This is a genomic window from Fodinicola feengrottensis, from assembly GCF_039530045.1.
Taxonomy (GTDB): Bacteria; Actinomycetota; Actinomycetes; order Mycobacteriales; family HKI-0501; genus Fodinicola; species Fodinicola feengrottensis.
Window position 1 is genome coordinate 267,515 of sequence record NZ_BAAANY010000002.1, and the last position, 17,819, is coordinate 285,333.

Annotated in this window: 19 protein-coding genes; 10 read left to right on the forward strand and 9 right to left on the reverse strand. The window is 68.4% G+C overall.

All coding sequences use genetic code 11. The features are described from left to right. Positions 1-3: 3 nt before the first annotated feature. Positions 4-591 (forward strand): phage tail protein, encoded by a 588-nt coding sequence (locus ABD301_RS03680; RefSeq protein WP_344307121.1) that lies wholly within the window; start codon positions 4-6, stop codon positions 589-591. After that, positions 588-1,919 carry an NADase-type glycan-binding domain-containing protein gene (locus ABD301_RS03685; protein ID WP_344307123.1) on the forward strand — a complete coding sequence of 444 codons (1,332 nt, stop codon included), beginning with the start codon at positions 588-590 and terminating at the stop codon, positions 1,917-1,919. Before ABD301_RS03680 ends, ABD301_RS03685 begins: the two co-directional genes overlap by 4 nt. A 51-nt stretch (positions 1,920-1,970) precedes the next feature. On the opposite strand, the gene ABD301_RS03690 is transcribed toward ABD301_RS03685, so the two are convergent. From ABD301_RS03690 to ABD301_RS03700, 3 genes are read right to left on the reverse strand one after another with little or no spacing between them, the layout of a single operon-like run. Beyond that, a complete protein-coding gene (locus ABD301_RS03690; protein WP_344307125.1) occupies positions 1,971-2,789 on the reverse strand; it encodes a GNAT family N-acetyltransferase in 819 nt (272 codons plus the stop codon). A gap of 11 nt (positions 2,790-2,800) precedes the next feature. Beyond that, a complete protein-coding gene (locus tag ABD301_RS03695; RefSeq protein ID WP_344307127.1) occupies positions 2,801-3,589 on the reverse strand; it encodes a TrmH family RNA methyltransferase in 789 nt (262 codons plus the stop codon). 18 nt (positions 3,590-3,607) lie between these two features. Beyond that, complete coding sequence (locus ABD301_RS03700; protein ID WP_344307129.1) at positions 3,608-4,687, reverse strand: aldo/keto reductase; 1,080 nt, start codon at positions 4,685-4,687, stop codon at positions 3,608-3,610. A 79-nt stretch (positions 4,688-4,766) separates the two neighbouring features. Here ABD301_RS03700 and ABD301_RS03705 point away from each other — a divergent pair, with 79 nt between their 5' ends. Continuing rightward, positions 4,767-5,396, forward strand: coding sequence for a LysE family translocator (locus tag ABD301_RS03705; RefSeq protein WP_163567367.1), 630 nt, complete (start codon positions 4,767-4,769; stop codon positions 5,394-5,396). Between the two features lie 62 nt (positions 5,397-5,458). On the opposite strand, the gene ABD301_RS03710 is transcribed toward ABD301_RS03705, so the two are convergent. Beyond that, complete coding sequence (locus tag ABD301_RS03710) at positions 5,459-5,851, reverse strand: hypothetical protein (protein ID WP_344307131.1); 393 nt, start codon at positions 5,849-5,851, stop codon at positions 5,459-5,461. 151 nt (positions 5,852-6,002) lie between these two features. Further along, positions 6,003-6,857 carry a helix-turn-helix domain-containing protein gene (locus tag ABD301_RS03715; protein ID WP_344307133.1) on the reverse strand — a complete coding sequence of 285 codons (855 nt, stop codon included), beginning with the start codon at positions 6,855-6,857 and terminating at the stop codon, positions 6,003-6,005. On the opposite strand from ABD301_RS03715, the gene ABD301_RS03720 reads away from it, so the two are divergent. Next, on the forward strand, positions 6,856-7,803 hold the full coding sequence (locus ABD301_RS03720; RefSeq protein ID WP_344307135.1) for an LLM class flavin-dependent oxidoreductase: 948 nt from the start codon (positions 6,856-6,858) through the stop codon (positions 7,801-7,803). The genes ABD301_RS03715 and ABD301_RS03720 overlap by 2 nt on opposite strands. 5 nt (positions 7,804-7,808) lie before the next feature. Here ABD301_RS03720 and ABD301_RS03725 read toward each other — a convergent pair whose 3' ends face one another. The 3 genes from ABD301_RS03725 to ABD301_RS03735 are packed head-to-tail and all read right to left on the reverse strand — an operon-like array spanning position 7,809 to position 13,298. After that, a complete protein-coding gene (locus tag ABD301_RS03725) occupies positions 7,809-9,488 on the reverse strand; it encodes a hypothetical protein (protein ID WP_344307137.1) in 1,680 nt (559 codons plus the stop codon). 49 nt (positions 9,489-9,537) lie between these two features. Then, positions 9,538-9,843 carry a GNAT family N-acetyltransferase gene (locus ABD301_RS03730; protein WP_344307139.1) on the reverse strand — a complete coding sequence of 102 codons (306 nt, stop codon included), beginning with the start codon at positions 9,841-9,843 and terminating at the stop codon, positions 9,538-9,540. After that, entirely contained in the window at positions 9,834-13,298 is a 3,465-nt protein-coding gene (locus ABD301_RS03735; protein WP_344307141.1) for an indolepyruvate ferredoxin oxidoreductase family protein, read from the reverse strand. The genes ABD301_RS03730 and ABD301_RS03735 overlap by 10 nt, the downstream gene beginning before the upstream one ends. Before the next feature lie 215 nt (positions 13,299-13,513). On the opposite strand from ABD301_RS03735, the gene ABD301_RS03740 reads away from it, so the two are divergent. The 5 genes from ABD301_RS03740 (at position 13,514) to ABD301_RS03760 (ending at position 16,295) form a co-directional block, all read left to right on the forward strand. Next, complete coding sequence (locus ABD301_RS03740) at positions 13,514-14,014, forward strand: twin-arginine translocation signal domain-containing protein (RefSeq protein WP_163567362.1); 501 nt, start codon at positions 13,514-13,516, stop codon at positions 14,012-14,014. Next, entirely contained in the window at positions 14,014-14,595 is a 582-nt protein-coding gene (locus tag ABD301_RS03745; RefSeq protein WP_344307143.1) for a MauE/DoxX family redox-associated membrane protein, read from the forward strand. Before ABD301_RS03740 ends, ABD301_RS03745 begins: the two co-directional genes overlap by 1 nt. Continuing rightward, positions 14,592-15,185, forward strand: a complete 594-nt coding sequence (locus ABD301_RS03750) for a hypothetical protein (protein ID WP_344307145.1) — start codon at positions 14,592-14,594, stop codon at positions 15,183-15,185. The genes ABD301_RS03745 and ABD301_RS03750 overlap by 4 nt, the downstream gene beginning before the upstream one ends. Then, the gene (locus tag ABD301_RS03755) at positions 15,182-15,556 is read left to right on the forward strand and encodes a hypothetical protein (RefSeq protein WP_344307147.1); all 375 of its coding nucleotides are present in this window, start codon (positions 15,182-15,184) and stop codon (positions 15,554-15,556) included. Before ABD301_RS03750 ends, ABD301_RS03755 begins: the two co-directional genes overlap by 4 nt. An 88-nt stretch (positions 15,557-15,644) precedes the next feature. Beyond that, positions 15,645-16,295, forward strand: coding sequence for a hypothetical protein (locus tag ABD301_RS03760; protein WP_344307149.1), 651 nt, complete (start codon positions 15,645-15,647; stop codon positions 16,293-16,295). Here ABD301_RS03760 and ABD301_RS03765 read toward each other — a convergent pair. Beyond that, positions 16,292-16,639 (reverse strand): winged helix-turn-helix transcriptional regulator, encoded by a 348-nt coding sequence (locus ABD301_RS03765; protein WP_425551882.1) that lies wholly within the window; start codon positions 16,637-16,639, stop codon positions 16,292-16,294. The two genes, ABD301_RS03760 and ABD301_RS03765, sit on opposite strands and share 4 nt — an antisense overlap. A 93-nt stretch (positions 16,640-16,732) precedes the next feature. Between ABD301_RS03765 and ABD301_RS03770 the strand changes: the two genes are divergently transcribed. Further along, positions 16,733-17,815, forward strand: a complete 1,083-nt coding sequence (locus ABD301_RS03770) for an NAD(P)/FAD-dependent oxidoreductase (protein ID WP_344307151.1) — start codon at positions 16,733-16,735, stop codon at positions 17,813-17,815. Positions 17,816-17,819 lie beyond the last annotated feature (4 nt).

A 17,819-nucleotide genomic window follows, 5' to 3' on the forward strand; every position in this document is an offset into this window, starting at 1 on the left:
GCGATGCGTGACGCGGTCCAGGAACTGCCCAGCGCGTACCCGATCGGGGCGCAGCTGCCGGCCGTCTATCTGGAGGACGAGTTCACCCAGCGGATCACCGACGCGCTGGACGCGGTTCTCGCGCCGGTGTTCTCGGTGCTCGACTGTTTCGCCATGTACATCGACCCGCGGCTCGCGCCGCCGGACTTCCTGGACTGGCTGTCCGAGTGGGTGGCACTGCGGCTGGACGAGGGATGGAGCCCGGCCCAGCGCCGGACCCTGGTCACCCACGCGGTCCAGCTACACCGGTGGCGGGGCACCGCACACGGCCTGTCTACGATTACCAAGCTGCTGACCGGTGGTCAGGTGGAGATCGCCGACTCCGGCGGGGTGTCGATCTCCGAGACGGCCGGCTCGGCTTTGCCCGGCTCGTCGCCGGCGCAGGCGATCGTACGGGTAAAAGTGCCGGATCCGGACAAGATTGACCTCCGCCGACTAAAGTCAGCGGTTATCGAGACGATCCCGGCGCACGTTGCGGTCCGGGTCGAGGTGTTGTCGTCAAGCCAGCCGCAGAGCGGCGGCACGAGCACTGAGACGGGTGCTTCTGGATGATCGTATGCAAGACCTGCGGAGAGCAGAACGAGAACGAAGCTCGCTTCTGCGCGAACTGCAGCTCCTTCCTCGAATGGGACGGCCAGGCGGTGCCGACCGGGCCGGTCCCGGTGCACCTGCTGGACCGTACGCAGCCTGACCAGGGCACCGCGCCGGGCGCTGGGGCGCCGGCCGTTCCCGGTGCGCCACCGGGCGAGCGGCCGCCGATCCAGCCGACCACGGTGATCAACGTGCCGCGGGAGATGCTGAACCGGCCAAGCCGTGGCCTGTCCGGCACCACGCCGACGATGCCACCGCCGCCCCCCACACCACCGCCGCCGCCTCCGGGCGGTTATCCGCCTCCGCCGACCGCCCCGTCGGCTGGCGGCTATCAGCCGTATCCGCAGCAGCCACCAGCGCCGCCGCAGCCGTACCAGCCGTATCCGCAGCCAGCGGCGCGTCCCGCTGCCGGCCCGCAGGCCCAGCAGCCGGGCGGCCGGCAGCCCTCGGACGAGCAGACCCGGCGGCGCCGCCGGCCCGCTTCCTCGAGCACCCCACAGCCAGGCGTCGCGCCTGGTGAGATCCCCTGCCGGGTGTGTGGCACCGGCAACCCGCCGGATCGCCAGTTCTGCCGGACCTGCGGCACGTCCACAGTGGACAACGTGGCCCCGCCACCGGAACGGGTCGGTTTCTGGCGCCGGCTGTTCGGCGGCGGCGACCGGACCGTGGAGGCCGGCACCCGGCACAACCGGGTCCGCCAGCCCCTGCACCTGATCCGGCCGATCGTCATCCTGGTGATCATCATCGCTCTGCTGATCGTCGGCTTCGGACCGGCCCGGCCGGCCATCGTGGAGGGCGTCAACCTCGCCCGCGACCGCTTCGCCACCAAGTCAACGGTGTCCCCGGTGACTTGGACAGCATCGTCGAGCTACTCGGCGACGAACGGTCCGAAGATGGCGGTCGACGGTGGCGCCAACACCTTCTGGGCACCCCAGAAGAGTGCGAACCTCGGTCGCGGCGAGTGGGTCCAGATGGACTTCAACCCGCCCATCGGGCGACTGCTGCAGATCTCCATCGCCAACGGAGAATCGCAGCAAATTGCCGCGTACAAGGCCGGTGGCCGCATCGGCATCCTCACGGTGACAGTCAAGGACCAAAGCGGAAACTCAACCGACAAGACGATCAACTTGACCGATACCCAGATCATCCAACAGTTCTCGGTCACCGGTAACAACATCGCGAGTATCAGATTCACCATCGTCGATCCTATTTCGGCCAACGATGACAAACCGATCGCCATGAACGAGATCAATTTCTATCAGGACAACTCCCGGCAACCGGGTCGGTAGCAAGACGAGAACTGGGCATCTCCCGATGGGAGGTGCCCAGTTTTTGTTGCGTCAGGCGGGTTCGGCGATGCAGGCGGTGCCGATCCGGCGGAATCCCACGGTCGCGTAGACGCGGGCGATTTCCTCGCTGCCGGCGGACAGGAACACCAGCCGGGCACCGGTTTGGTACGCCTGCCGGGCCAGTGCCGCGGTGACCGCGGCGGCCAGCCCGCGCCGACGGGCGGCCGGCAGCGTACCGACGCCGACCACCTCGGCAACCTCCCCCGCTCGTTGGGTGGCACCGCCGCCCAACACACCCTCGGTCGCACTTTCGGCCAGCACGTGAACGCGCAGGCCGGCGGCCATCAACTCGAGGTCGGTCTGGCTCGTACGACGACCATCGGGCACTGCTTCGTCGCGCTCGGCCGTACCAGCCGCGCCGGTTTCGGTGCCGGGGTTGCCAAAAGCGACACCAAGCGCGGCCCGCAGCTGTACGAGGTCGTCCTGGACCGCTGGATCGGCCGCGTCAAGCAACCGGATGGTCGCGTTTTTCGGCGCCAGGTCTGACAAACGCTCCGGCTCGCAGACCATCAGCGGGGCCCGCAGGACAGCCAGCCCAGCGGCCTCGGCGAGGTCAAGCAGGCCCGGAGTGGTCTGGTGCACCCACTCGAAAGCCTCCGGCACACCGAGCGCGCGCTGCCTCGCTCGTACGACATCGAGGTCCGCACGGGTCGGCGACGCGCCGAGCACCGGCCGGGCGTAGAGCGGATACGCGCCCTCGTCCCGCTGCACGAACAGGGCCAGCCCACCATGCACCTCGACAGTCGCCTGCTGCCGGGGCACCGCGTCGTAGAAATTCTCAAGCTCGACGAAGAGGTCAGTGGTAGTCATCGCGGTCGACGCTAACCCACGTTGACCTGCGGCGCAGCACCTTTTTCCCGGCGCAGCAGCTCGAAACTGACCACCGCGGCGGCGGTCGACACGTTCAGCGACTCAACGTCGCCGGCCATCGGGATCCGCACCCAGCGGCCCACGTACGGCCGAACCTCCGCGCCGAGGCCGTGCGTTTCGCCGCCCAGCACGAAAACCATCCGCTCCCCGAACTCGGCGTGGAACAGCGACTCGGCGCCGTCGGAGTCCAGACCGACCAGCACGTACCCGGCCTCGGTCAGGCTTTCGGCGGCCTCCACCGCGCTGCCGCAGCGCAGCAGAGGTGCCCGGAAAACGATGCCGGCGGAGGCCTTCACCACCAGGGGACCCAGGCTCGCGACCCCGTGCCGCGGGATGATGATCCCGTCGATGCCGGCCGCGGTGGCGGCCCGGATGATCATGCCGACGTTGGCCGGCGTGGTGATCCCGTCGAGCAGCAGCAGCTTGCGCGGCTGCTCGCGGTAGCTCTCGTTCAGCGCCGCCGCGAGCGTCCGCATCTTTGGTGCCAGCACGTCCGCCAGCACGCCCTGATCCTGCTTGCCGTTGCCCGCGAGCCGCTTGATCCGGTCCGCGTCCACCCTGCGTACGGGCACGTTGGCGGCCTTGGCGGCGGCCAGGATGTCGGTCACCGACTCGCCGCGGGCCTGCTGCGCGAGCAGCACCTTGTCGACCGTCAGCCGCTGGTCGCGAAGCGCCTCGATCACCGGCTTGCGCCCGTACACCGTCAGGAACCGGTCCCTCGGCGACTCGTCTGAGGTCATCGGGTCAGCATCCCAGGGTCAGCTCAAGTGCGGGCCGATCAGGGTCAGGTCGGCCGGGCCAAGCCGGTGGAAGCCGTCCGGGGAGGCGGACCGGTCGGACTGCGCGATGCCGAGCTGGTGCCAGTACGGATAAAGCAGCCGCGGCCGGCTGACCCGCTCCAAGCGGTCCACCTCGGCCGCGCTGAGGTCGAGGTCGGCGGCCGCGAGGTTGTCGGCGAGCTGTTCGGCCGTACGCGCGCCGATGATCACCGACGACACCGCCGGCCGGGTCAGCAGCCAGGCGATCGCCACCTGGGCGGCCGAGACCTGGTGCGCCTCGCCGACCTCGACCAGCACGTCGACGATGTCGTAGAGCGCGTTCTCGTCCGGCACCGGCGGCTCACCCCAGTCGCCCAGGTGACGGCCCTGCGACGGCTGGGTGTCGCGGCGGTATTTGCCGGACAGCAGCCCGCCGGCCAGCGGGCTCCACACCAGGATGCCCAGGCCCTGGTCGACGGCGGCCGGCACCAGCTCGTACTCGGCCTCCCGGCACTGCAGGGTGTAGTGGATCTGTTCGCTGACAAACCGCGCCCAACCGTGCCGCTCTGAGACGCCCAACGCCTTGAGCAGGTGCCATCCGGAGTAGTTGGAGGCACCCACGTACCGCACCTTGCCGCTGGTGACGAGATGGTCGAGCGCGGCCAGCGTCTCCTCCAGCGGCGTGACGCCGTCCCACTCGTGCAGCTGGTAAAGGTCGAGGTGGTCGGTGCCGAGCCGGGTCAGGCTCGCCTCGGCCTGGTTGATGATGTGGTGCCGGGACAGCCCCACGTCATTGGCCCCACGGCCCATCGCGAACCGGACTTTGCTGGCGACCAACACCGCATCCCGCTTGCCGGCGATCGCTTTTCCTACATATTCCTCGGAAACACCGCTGGAGTACATGTTCGCGGTGTCGATCAGGTTGCCGCCGGCGGCCAGATACTGGTCGACCTGCCGGCTGGCTTCCGCAGCATCGGTCTGCCCGATCGCGGAAAACCCGCCCTTGCCACCAAAGGTCATCGTCCCCATCGTCAGGGTGGAAACGCGAAGGCCAGAGTTTCCCAGTTGTCGATAGCGCATAAATCCACCGTACGGCGTGCCGGCTGGCCACGCAGAATACGGTGTCCCTTCCCACTCCCGTCGTGCGACGATGCGATTCATGACCCTCGCCGCGCTGCTGGCTTTCGCTGGTACGACCCTGCTGCTGGTGCTCACGCCGGGACTGGACTCGATGCTGGTCATCCGGCACAGCGTGGCCGGCGGCATCCGCGCCGGCCTGGCCACCATCGCCGGCACGCTGGCCGGCACGGCCCTGTGGGCAGCCGCGAGTGTGGCTGGTCTCACCGCCCTGCTGACCGCTTCCCCGGTGGCGTACGACGCGGTCCGCATCGGCGGCGCCGGCTATTTGATCTGGATGGGCGTCTCGGCTCTCTACAAGTCTTTCCGGGCCGGCAAGTCCACAGTGGACGATGCCGCCGATCAGCCGCTGCGCCCGCTGCGGGCGCTTCGCCGCGGCATCGTCACCAACGTGCTGAACCCCAAGGTTGGCGTCTTTTTCATCAGCCTGTTGCCGCAGTTCCTGCCCACCACCGGAAACAACACCGGCTGGGCGGCACTGCTGGTCGGCATTCACCTCGGTCTGTGCGCCGCCTGGTATCCGGTGCTCGCGGTGGTCGGCGACCGTGCCCGTACGATCCTGCGCCAGGCCCGTTTCCGCCGCATCCTGGACCGAGTGACCGCCGGCGTGCTGGTCGGCCTCGGCCTCAAACTCGCCCTCCAAAGCGGCTGACGGAGCGGGCTTCGGTGAGCGGGCGGCTGTCCTGTCACAGCCGCAGATTTCGGGTGGATGCCCTATGCCTTCTTGGTCTTGCCGAACGCAGCGCGCAGCTGTGGACCGCGGACCATCACGGCGACCCCGATCAGCGGCAGGACGCTGATGCCCTGCATGACGGCGTACCCGGTCGGGCACATGCCGGGGATCAGATCGACGCCGATGACGGCGATCGGCATGATCGAGGTCACGGTCCGCAGTCGCTCAAAGCTCTTTTGGTTGTCCTGAGCGGCTTGGCTCGCCCAGTGGACCAGCAGCGGCGCGACCGCGAGCAGAATGCCGCCGCGGATCCGCATGAAAGCGCTCGCTGGCTGGTCCACGAAGAAGGTAAGCGCCGCGGCCGCGCCAAGGACGATCGCGCTGACCACGCCGTACAGCGTGATGGACTTCTTGACGGGTGTCAAAAGTCTCACGGGTCCGGGAGTCGTCGACCTCGATCGTGGTGTTGAACATTTCGTTTCTCCTCAAGTCGTTGTTGTAGTGACAACGCTAGGAAGAACGAGGTCGACACGGAATCCGTCTGGACCCCCAAGGGGGTGGGTCCAGACCCACTCTGACCCATGGCTATGGCTTGTTCACGCCAGCCAGAAAAGTGGCGGTGGTTTCGTCGGCGGGCAGGAATGCCTCCAGTTTCAGCTCCGCGATGGTGACATCCACGGCGGTGGCGAAGGTCGTGACGGTGGTCATCAGCCGCAGCTCGTGGTCGCCGGATCGCAGCCGCAGCGGCACCGCGAAACCGAGATGGTCCGCGGTGATGGGCAGACTCGGCACGTACGGCCGAAGTTCGGCAACCAGCTCCGCCATTCGCCCGTCCGGGTCGTGGACGCTGGCCTGGTCGAGGCGTTCCACGACGTGCCTGGCCCACTCGGCGAAGTTGACGATCCGCGGTGCCATTCCGTTGGGGTGCAACGCGATTCGGTAAGCGTTCGCCGGTTTTTCCAGCAATGCCGGTGCGACGCCTTCGGTCAGTACGCTGAATGCTTTGTTCGTCGCGACAATGCCGCCATAGCGGTCCACCACGATCGCCGGATAGGGCAGGTGGCCGGCCAGCACGTGGTCGAGCGCGGTCCGTACGGCGGCGAGGCGCGGGTCGTCGAGGTCGGTCTGCGGGTAGACGGGTGCGAAACCGGCGGCCAGCAGGAGCTCGTTGCGGTCCCGCAGCGGCAACTGGAGCGACTCGGCCAGCCGTACGACCATGCCGCGGCCGGGCATCGACCGGCCGCTTTCCATGAAGCTCACATGCCGCTGGGTCGTGCCGGCCCGGAGGGCCAGCTCCAACTGGCTCACCCGGCGGTCGGTACGCCGTGACCGGAGCGCCCGCGGAAATTCCATTCCCCAGTTGTAGCCCCGGCCGGGCCTGCTGACCATTCCCTGCCGGGAATTGCCGGCATTCCGCCGCGGCGGCAGGCTTCCCGGCATGACGAACGACTTGCGCACAGGTATCGTGCTGCCGACCCGGCAGGCCCAGTGGACCGACCTTTCTGACGCCCGCCAGCTGGTCTCTTTCGCTCAGGAGGCGGAAAAAATCGGGTTCGACTCGGTCTGGTCCAACGACACCCTGATCAATCCGGGCATCGAGGCGCTGACGTTGCTGGCGGCGCTGGCCCCAGCGACCGAGCGGGTGACGCTCGGCACCGCGGCGCTGCTTCCCGCGCTGCGGCGGCCAGTCCAGGCAGCGCAGACCATCGCGTCCATCGACCTACTGTCCGGCGGCGACCGGCTGGTGCTCGCGGTCGGCGCCGGCTTTCCGGGCCGGTCCGAACCGGAGTTCGCGGTCTCCGACGTGAGGTGGCGGACCCGTTTTTCCCAGCTGGACGACACCGTACGGCTCTGGCGGCAGCTGTGGTCCGGTGCCGGCCGCCCGGATTTTGCCGGCAGAGTCCTGCATTTTGATGATCTGCCCGCCGGGCTCACCTCGGCCACCCCTGGTGGGCCGCCGCTGTGGCTCGGTGGCGCGACCCCGGCCGCGGTACGCCGGACTGGACGGCTTTATGACGGGTGGCTCCCCTATCCGCCCGATCCGGCCGACTACCGCACCGGGCTCGCGGCCGTACGAACAGCGGCCAGCGAGGCCGGGCGCCTCGCCGATGACGTCACGCCCGCATTGTTTGTCACTGTCCTGGTGGACGAGGACCGGGAACGTGGGCTGCGGACACTGGACCAGTACTGCCTCAAAAACTACGGCAGGCCGCTGGCCGTCATCGGGACGATCCAGCTCGCGGTGACCGGATCACCGGACGAGATCGTGGCACAGTTGCGGCCGTACGTCGACGCCGGCGCCCGCCACCTGGTCTGCCGGATCGGCGCGCTTGACGTGAAAGCGCAATGGGAACAGTTGGAACCCATCGCCGCCCTGCCGCTCTGATTCCGTCAGGAAAAACTCGGTAGGGACAGTAATCGCGCCGACCACGCCAGTGCGACCGCCAGCCGCTGCCGCCGCAGGTCGAACAATGCCGGATTGCTCTCCCGGGCCGGCGTGAGCAGCGGCTGCTGGCCGGCAATCAATGCGGCGTGGCCGGCCGCGTGAGGCCCTTGGCGACTCTCCGGCGGCGGGCCGCCCTCGGCATGCAGAGCGACCAGCCAGAGATGGCGGTCGAGCCACGGATCCCCTATCGCCGCTGACGCCCAGTCGACCAGCACGAGACGGCCAGCATCCGCCCAGAGGTTGGCCGCGCGTACGTCCCGGTGGATCAGCTGGTCACCCTCGACCGGCGCGTCCTGCGCGGCGGCCCGCACTGCGCCGAGATGGGCATCCAGCCACCCGGAGGAGCAAATGTCCAGGCGCAGCAAGCGTTGTGGGTCCGCCGCGATCACGTCCCACGGATTGACCGCCGCGCGCAGTCGCGGAATTTTCGTTGACGCCGGCGAGCTGTGCACCTGGTCGAGCAGTTTTTCCGTCGCGTCGACCAGATCGGGAGTCCAGGCACGCACCCATCCCTGCGGCGACAGGCTTTCCAGTGCGAGCAGCGGAACCGGCTCGCGGGAGGTCGCCAGCACGCGCGGCAGATATGGCCTGCTTCCCAACGATTCGTACACGTCCAGCTCAGCGTTGAGCTCCGTACGGGCGGCCGGGTTGGCTGCCTTGACGAACACCGAGCCACCCCCGGCACGGTCCGCGATGCGACATACCGCCCCGGTGTGTCCGCCAGTCACCGGCCGCAGCCTGGTGAGTTCCGCACCCAGCGCGCCTCCAGCGAGGTCGCGGAGGTCTTTGTCGGTCAGCAAAACCGTGGTCGGCGGCCGGCCGGACAGCCGGGAAAGCAACAAGTCGACCACAGGCTCGTTGGCCCGCCGGACCGCCTCCCGGGACTCCGGATCCGGCCCGCCGAGCGACTCGGTGACCAGCCGGTAAACCAGCGCACGCAACAACAACTGGTCGATGCCGGGCTCGTCGGCCAGCTCGTCCAGAATCGCCGCCGGCGCCTGCGACCAGACCAGCAGGTCCACTGCCGCAACTGCCAGCGCGAAGCCGGCCGGCCGCCAGTACGGCGAAAAATCGATCACCGCCGGCGGCTGCTCGGCCGCGAACAAGACGTTGCCGGCGATGTCTCCGTGCACCAGCTGGCTGGGCAGACCAATCGGGTGTTCCGCGTCCTGCAGAGCGGTCACCAGCTCCGCGAGCTCCGGTGCCACCTCTACGGTCGTCTCGCCCCAGGCCACCCGGTCGGCGACGGCCCACCGGTTGCGCCCGCGGCCCAGCCAGCGCGGTGCCGCGACACCGTCCAGGGCAGCGTGAAAGGCGCGGCTGGTGGCGACCAGCGCAGGCCATCGGGCCAGCGGCGCCGGCTCGCCGGCGACCCTGGTCCAGGCCGCCCAGCTGTCCACGATCCACGACCCGTCGGCGGACCGAATCGGCCGGGGCACCCGAAAACCGGGGCCAGTCAGGTTGGCGAACACGCTGGCCTGCCACGCTCCGACCACTGGGTGATGGCCGGGCTTGAGGAGCACGTCGCCGATCTGCCAGCAGTTGCCGCCACCGCCTGGCAGCCGCCGGGCCACCCCGGAAACCCCAAAAGCGGCGCGTACGTCGGAAGGCGGTTCGTCAGTCATCGGCACCACACTCTTGCCCGACACGCGCCCCGTCAACCGAATAAGGCGCTCAGAGCTGGTAAGCGTCCCGCTCGCCGGCCGGCACCAGGTCGACGTAGTCGGGGTGTTTGGCGATCCAGCCGCGGATGAACGGGCAGTCCGGCAGCACCCCGAGGCCCCGCTCGCGGGCCGCGTCCAGGGCCGTACGAGCGAGTTGGCCTCCGACGCCTTTGCCGCCGAAGGCCGACTCCACCTGAGTGTGGGTGAAGGTGATCCGGTCGCCGGCCAGCACATATTGCGCGAAGCCGGCGAGGCTATCTCCGTCGTACGCCTCGAAACGACTCTTCGCAGGGTTGTCGACAACCTTTATTTCCACGACATCTCCTCACTCGCCTCTAGCCGGGTCCGCAGCTCGGCGAGCCGGGCGCGATAGCGCTCGACGTTGGCCAGCTTGATGTGTTCGTAGCCGCGGATCAGGTCCGGCAGGGCGGCGATCTCGACCGCGACCGGGTGCCCGCCTGAGCCGAGGTGCTGCAGCGACTCCTGGACGGCCTGGCGATACTCGGTGATCAGCTCGCGCTCCACTTTTCGTACGTGTGCATAGCCGAAAACGTCGAGCGGGGTGCCGCGAAGCCTGCGCATTGCCCGCAGCACGGTGAAAGCCGGCTTCGCGGTGGCGCCGAGGCTGATTTTCCGTTTCATGCCAAGGGCCCGCAGGATGGGTGGGTGCAGTTTGTACACGTACCGAGCGCCCGCACCAAAACGTGCCTTCACGTCCCGGTCCACTGCCGGATCCAGCGACAGGCGGGCCACCTCGTACTCGTCTTTGTACGCCATCAGCTTGAAAAGTTGCCGGGCGACCGTCTCGGTCAGCTCGGTCGAGCCGGTCGGTTCCTCGGCCTTGCGTACCTTTTCCACGAAGTCCACATAGGACTGTGCGTAGGCCGCATTCTGATACGAGGCCAGCTCTGGTACCCGGATCGCCAGGATCTCGGACAAAGTCAGCGCCGCGGCCGAAACGGATTCCGTTGGGTTCAGCGAATCCACTGTGACCCGCAACGCGGCCGGGTCGGCAACCGCCTGCCGGCCGCGCCGGAAGGCCTGCAGGTTGGCTTCCACCTTAACGCCATTGAGGGCGATCGCTTCTTCGAGCGCGGACGCTGGAAGAGGCAGGCAACCCGCCTGGAAAGCGGCGCCAATCAACAGAATGTTGGCGAACTGGTCGTCGCCGAACAGCGACTCGGCGAGCCCACGGGCGTCCACGAAAACGCCACTGCCGGCTCTGCTGGCCTCCCCGATCCGGGCCAGCACGCCATCCGGATCGGGGAAGGAGGTGGCCGTGTCGAGGATCATTTTTCCGGTCGGTACGCGGGTGGTCGACACCACCGCGACCGTCCTTTGTGGACCAGCGGCGGCCAGGTTTCGCGCGTCCGCGGCGACCAGCAGGTCCGCGCCGAGGTAGAGATCGCATTCGCCGGCGGCCAGTTTGTGCGCGACCTGGACCGGTTCGCGGCTGATTTTCAGGTCCGAGACGACCGCGCCGCCCTTCTGCGCCAACCCGAGCTGATCCAGGCCACGGACGTGCCGGCCGGCGATCACCGCGGCGGCACCGAGCACCTGGGAGAGGGTGACCACACCAGTGCCGCCCACCCCGGTGATCCGCATGCTGAAGTTTTCCTCGGGCACCTGCAAAACCGGCTCCGGGAGCGAGTCGGCGAGGTCAGGTGCGACCGGTTTTGCCGTACGAGCACCGGGTTCCACGGTCAGGAAGGACGGGCAGTCGCCGGCCAGACACGAATAGTCCTTGTTGCAGGACGGTTGGTGGATCTGGGTTTTCCGGCCGAACTCGGTCTCCACTGGTTGCACGGACATGCAGTTCGACTTGTCCCCGCAGTCGCCACAGCCCTCACAAACGCGCTCATTGATCATCACCCGAGTGCTCGGCTCCGGCGCCAACCCGCGTTTGCGTTTGCGGCGCAGCTCGGTCGCGCATTCCTGGTCGTGGATCAGAACCGTGACGCCCGGCACCGCGGCGAGAGTCTCCTGCGCCTGCGCGATCCGCTCCCGGCGCCACACCTGGACACCGTCCGGCAGCGCGACTCGTCGGTAGTCTTTTGGCTCCCCTGTGCTGATAATGATCCGTTTGACACCCTCGGCGAGCAACATCCGGGTGATCTCCGGCACCGACCGCAGGCCGATCGCCTGCTGGCCACCGGTCATCGCGACCGCGGAGTTGTAGAGCAGTTTGTACGTGACATTCACCCGCGCGGCCACGGTGGCCCGCAGGGCGAGGCTGCCCGAGTGGTGGAAGGTGCCGTCGCCGAGATTCTGCAGAAGGTGTTGGCGCTCCAGGAAAGGCGCCATCCCGATCCACTGCGCGCCCTCGCCGCCCATCTGGGTGACGCCAACGATCTCGCCAAAACGGCTGGAGCCGGCCGGGCCGTCGTGGTCCATCAACAAAACCATCGCATGGCAGCCGATGCCGGCCCCGACCAAGGAGCCCTCCGGCGCCCTGGTGGAGGTGTTGTGCGGGCAGCCAGAACAGTAGAACGGCGTACGCGCCAGCAGTGGCAACGAAATCCGCTTCCGGCGCGGCTTCGCCCGGTCGAGCCACGCTCGTACGGACGGAAAGTCGCCGTGCGCGAGCAGCCGGCCAGCGATCGCCTGGGCGATGATGTCCGGGTCCAGTTCACCGGACCGCGCCAACATGACCTGACCATCCGGGGTGACCTTCCCGGTGACCAGCGGCGCGCCGGCCCGACCGTACAACCGGTCCTTGACCGCGGCCTCGATGAACGACCGTTTCTCTTCCACCACCACGATCTCGGCCAGCCCGGCGGCGAACGAGTCCACAATGGACGGCTCGAGCGGGTGCACCATGCCCAGTTCCAGCAGCCGGACGCCCCGGCGGCCCAGCTCGGCGTCGTCCAGGCCGAGTTGGCGCAGCGCCTGCCGCAGATCGAGATATGTCTTGCCAGCGGCCACCAGACCGACCCGGTCATCGGCCGTACGAACGGTGATGCGGTTGAGGTCGTTGGCCACCGCGTATCGGCGGGCCAACTCCAGGCGGGCGCCGAAAAGAGTCGCCTCCAACCCATCCAGGAACGGCCTGACCAAGCGACCGTCCGGCTGGTGCCTATACGGCTTGCCGTCGATCTCCAGGTCCGGGATGACCGGCACGATCCGGTCCGGGTGGACCTGCGCGGTGGCCGAGCCGTCGGCCACGTTGGTGGCCACCTTGACCGCCACCCACAGGCCGCTGACCCGGGACATCGCGACCGCGTGCTGGCCGAGGTCGAGCACGCCCTGCGGATCGGCCGGCGACAGCACCGGCATGCCCAGGTCGGCCAGCGCCATCTCCGAGCTGCTCGGCACGGTCGACGACTTCGCCACCGCGTCGTCGCCGACCAGCGCCAGCGCGCCGCCGTCGGGGTGCGCTCCGATCAGGTTTGCGTGCCGAAGCGCGTCGCCGGCCCGGTCCAGGCCCGGCGCCTTGCCGTACCAATAGCCGGTGACCCCGGCAAATTTCAGGCCTTCGACGGTGCCGGCGACCTGGCTGCCCAGCACCGCGGTGGCCGCCAGCTCCTCGTTGACGCCCGGCTGGAAGACCACCTGCTGCTCGGCCAGCAACCGGCCCTGCCGCTGTAACTCCAAGTCATAGCCGGCGAGCGGGGACCCTTCGTACCCGGAGACGAAAGCCGCCGTGTTCCGGTCAGCGCGCGCGTCCGCTCGGCGTACGTCCAGCGGTAACCGCACCAACGCCTGGACTCCGGTCAGGTAGACCAACCCGTCGGTCCGCGAATACCGCTCGTCCAGCAGGCGTCCAGCCACCCCACACCTCCGTTTGGACCATCTCCCTGCACCCTAACCTGGGAAATCACCCACCTCACCGGCACGCGTGCCCAGGACGTGCCGGGCGTTCCGGACAATGAAACGCGGGTGGCACAGCTCGGTAACGTTTTTAGCGATAAACCACCAGGGCCTTGTAGGTGATCTTCGTCACTGGTAATGCTTTTCCCACCTTCCTTCTCGCGATCGGAGCCACCATGGCCAAGATCTCCCGTCGCCATCTCCTCACCGGATCAGCAGCACTCGGGGCCGGCGTCGTCGGCACCCTGGTCTTCACCGAATCGGCCCACGCCACCCCGGCGGCCGTGCCCGGTCACGCCAAGATCATGAGCGTCGTCCAACACACCGGAAACAAGGCGCAGGTTTCCGCCAATGGCAGCACCGAAACCGTCGCTGTCCACGGCTTCCCGGCCGGGTGGCAGCTGCGCCCCGGCGACCTGGTGCTCGTCAGCGGCGCCGCGAGCACCACGCCCAACACGGCGTTTCCGCTGGTCACCAGGCTTGTCGGCAGCGTACAAAGGAGTTCCGGGCAGGTCCGGGTTTCCTCCGCCGCGATCGAGCTCCGGCCGCAGACCATCCAACAGAGCGCCGCCGTCGGCGACCAGAACGTGCGCGGCCCGAAATACGAGGCGTACGTCATCGAGAACAGCCGCGACACCACGCTCGCTTGCGTGGCCCTGCGGCCGACGACGTTCTAGTGGCACTCCTGTCGATCCTGGTCACGATCGCGACCGCCGGCGTTCTTACCTGGGCAGGCTTGGAAAAGGTACGGACGAACGAGGATTTCCGGATCACTCTCACGGCTCTGGGCCTGCCGGTCCCAGCAGTGTGGATGGCCGCGTACGCGATGCCGACGGCCGAGCTGGCGACGGCCGCCGGCCTCGTGCTGCTGCCTGACCAATCGTGGCCGCGGGTCGCGCTGGCGGCCCTGGGCATCATTTTCGCGGCCGCTGGCGGTCTTGCGCTGCGGCTCGGACGGCCGGTCGCCTGCTCGTGCCTCGGCGCGACCGGCGGCGGCACACTCGGCTGGCGGCAGGTCGCCCTGTTGCCCGGGTGGCTCGCCGCCGCTGCCTTGCTTCAATGGCAACCAGTGGCCTGGACCTGGCAAGACGGCGTGCAATACCTAGCCGCTGTGGTGGTCGTGCTCGGCGCGGTCCGCGGCGCCGCGGTCGTACGAGCGTGGCGGTCCGCGGCCGGAGACCGCACGGCCATCGCCGAGGCATCGGTCGTTCAGCGGCCGATTTTCGACACCAGCCCCACGGACGGAGTCACCGAATGACCATTGCCCTGTCCGTCGCGGTCGTCATCCTCGGAGCCCTGCTGTTCGTGCTGCTGGGATCCCAGGTCGAGATGTACCGCGACATCGCCCAGCTTCGTGACCTGAGCGGCCTGATCGACCGGCCGCTGAAGGTTGACGTGAGCGCCGCAGTAGGTGCGCGGCCAAGCGCGTACGGGCTGCCCGCCGCACTGGACACCGTCGACGCCGGCCTCGTGCTGTTCCTGTCCGACAAGTGCGCGACCTGCCGGACCATCGCCACCTCACTCGGCAGCCAGTTCCCGGCCGACCTGTGGGTGGTGCTCGACCCGGCCAACCCGCGCAAGGACTCCGAAATCAAGGTCAACTATCCGCTGGAGCAAGAAAAAGTCACGGTGGATCACAGCCGAGAGATCAGCGCTTCGGTCGGGGTGACACTGACCCCCGCCGCGATCGTCGTGCTGGACGGCCGGATCGTCCGAGCCGCCACCGTGCCCTCCACCCGGCAGCTCACCGAAACGCTGCGCACGCTGCGCGGCGACCCGACTGTCGAAGCACCACCTGGAGCAGAACTTCCGTTGGTTTCCGCGGCATCGAGGAAGGACCACCCATGACCGAGCAGACGATCACCAAAACCATCGAGTCGCCCGCCAAGGTGGTCCGCGAGAACGCGCGCCGGCGGGGGGTACTGGGCATGCTCGGCGCCGGCGGAATGGCCCTGGTCGGCGGGCTCGCGGGCGTACTGGCGACCGCCGAGCCGGCCGCCGCCGACTGCCAGGGCTCGCCGTGCTGCCACCTCGCCAGATGTAACAAGTGTGCCGGCAGCTGCTGGAACTGGGGCTGCCCCGGCGGCTACACCCGGCAGTATTGGGGCTGCGTGGCCGGCAGCCGGCCAATCTGGTGCGGCGAATGCACGACGTCCACGAGTACGTGCTGGAGCGGCACCTTCTACTGCTCGATCTGGTGGGATGACAACGCCTGCTGACGACGCGCTGGTCGCAGCCGTCGCCGTGCTGGCGATGACCGCCGGATTCGCGCAGCTTTTCAGCCCCTGAGGCACTTCTTTCGTCGGAATGATCCGGCCACTGGTACGCCCGGTGGCCGGACCGGCGACCTCCCTCGGGCAGGGAGGACCCCAGCGGCACGGCTTCTGGCTGCGCCCGATCGGTGCGCTGGCGACAGGTTTCCTGCTGTCCGCCGCAGTGATTTTCGCCCTGACGCTGGGAATTGGCGCCGCTGTCGGAGTGCCCCTGGTGCCCTCGACCTTCCGGCTTCTCGGTGCGGTCGCGCTGGTTCTGGTGCTGTGCGGCTTCGAAATCGCGGCACTGCGGGGAAAGACCGTGTGCCGGCTGAGTTGGCGCCGGCAGACCCCGAAAAACCTGATTTACAAGTACGGCCCGGTACGCGGCCCACTGCTGTGGGGCCTGGACACCGGTCTGACCGTGACGACCTTCCGGATCTCGGCGGCCACCTGGGCCACCCTTGGCCTCGCGCTGCTGCAACTCGCCCCGGTCTGGACCGGAGTCGCGTACGGGATCGGCTTCGCGGCCCCGCTCGCGGCCGCCACCGTTCTGCCGCGCTGGCGACCACCGCTGGCCGACGGCACGATCCACGAGCCGCACTGGATCGCGGTCGCGCTGTCCCGCCGGTTGTGGGTCCCGCAGGCGATCAACCTCGTGGTGATGGTCGCCGTGCTCGCCCTGATCGTGAACCGTATGTTCTAACCCGGCGGCAGGTGCTCGTACGCCCAGATGGAGAGCTGTCGCATGATCGGGATCAGCGCCAGGCCGTGATCGGTCAGCTCGTACGACACCGACACCGGCGGGCCCTCGGCGACCTTGCGGGTGATCAGCCCCATGCCCGCGAGGTCCGACAGCCGGTCGGACAGCACCGAGTCACTGACCCCGTCGATGGCCCGCGACAGCTCACGAAAGCCGGCCGGGCCGGCCATAAGGCAGCCCAAAACGACCCCACTCCAACGCTTGCCGAGGACACTGAACGCGCGCGAAAGCTCAATGTCGGCGCGCGTACACGCGACCGGCGGATGCACGGGCTGTTCCACGTCCACAGAAAAGATACTAGCTCGATCGCTGTCACTTCGAAATTCCTAGCTGCTAGTCTTGGCGTTGGCACTTTTGAATGACGAGTATGGAGGCAGCAGTTGACCGAGAACAGGCCGAGCATCGTCGTGTTGGGCGGCGGCTATGCCGGGATCAAGGTGGCCAAGGCTCTCGACGAGGTCGCCGACGTGACCCTCGTCGACCCGACCGACGCGTTCGTACACAATGTCGCCGCATTGCGCGCGCTCGTCGACCCGCCATGGCTGGACAAGATTTTCCTGCCGTACGAACGACTTCTGAAGCAGGGTCGGTTCATTCAGGACCGCGCCACCGCGGTCGAGGGTCGGCGGGTGACGCTCGGTTCCGGTGCGGTGTTGGAGCCGGACTACCTGGTGCTGGCCACCGGTTCGGGCTACCCGTTCCCGGCCAAGAGCAACGAGCCGGACACCACCACCGCGCACGCGCAGTTCCGCGATGCACACCAGGCGCTGCGAGAAGCCGGACGGGTGCTGATCATCGGCGCCGGGCCGACCGGCCTGGAGCTGGCCGGCGAAATCAAGGCGTACTTTCCGGACAAACACCTCACCATCGCCGACGGGGCCAACGACATCCTGCCCGGCCCGTTCCATCAGGCACTGCGTGACGAGCTCCGCGACCAGGTGACCGCCCTCGGCATCGACCTCCGTTTGGGCGTACGACTAACCGAACTGCCAGCCGCCCCACCCGCCACCGCCGCACCCATCGCGGTCGCCACCGAAGACGGCCAGAAGCTCACCGCCGACATCTGGTTCCGCGCCTTCGGGGTCACCCCGCGGTCGGACTACCTGCGCGGCCCGCTCGCCGAAGCCCGAGACGCCGACGGCTACCTGCGAGTCGACGAATACCTGCGCCTCACCGACCGCGTCTTCGCCGTCGGCGACATCAGCGCCGCCGACCGCAACATGGCCTCGGTCGCCGGCCACCAAGCCACTTTCCTGGTGGCCCACCTGCAAGCCCTCATCGCCGGCGAAGGCGACCTGCCCACGTACGAACCAGCCCCCGTCGGCATCGCCGTGCCCCTCGGCCCCGACGGCGGCGCCGGCCAGTTCCCCGGCTCCCCCGACATCGTCGGCCCCACCGTCGTTTCCGAGGTGAAGGGTCGCCACCTGCGAGTAGAGCCAACGGCCGCCCTCTTCGACGCCTAGACCA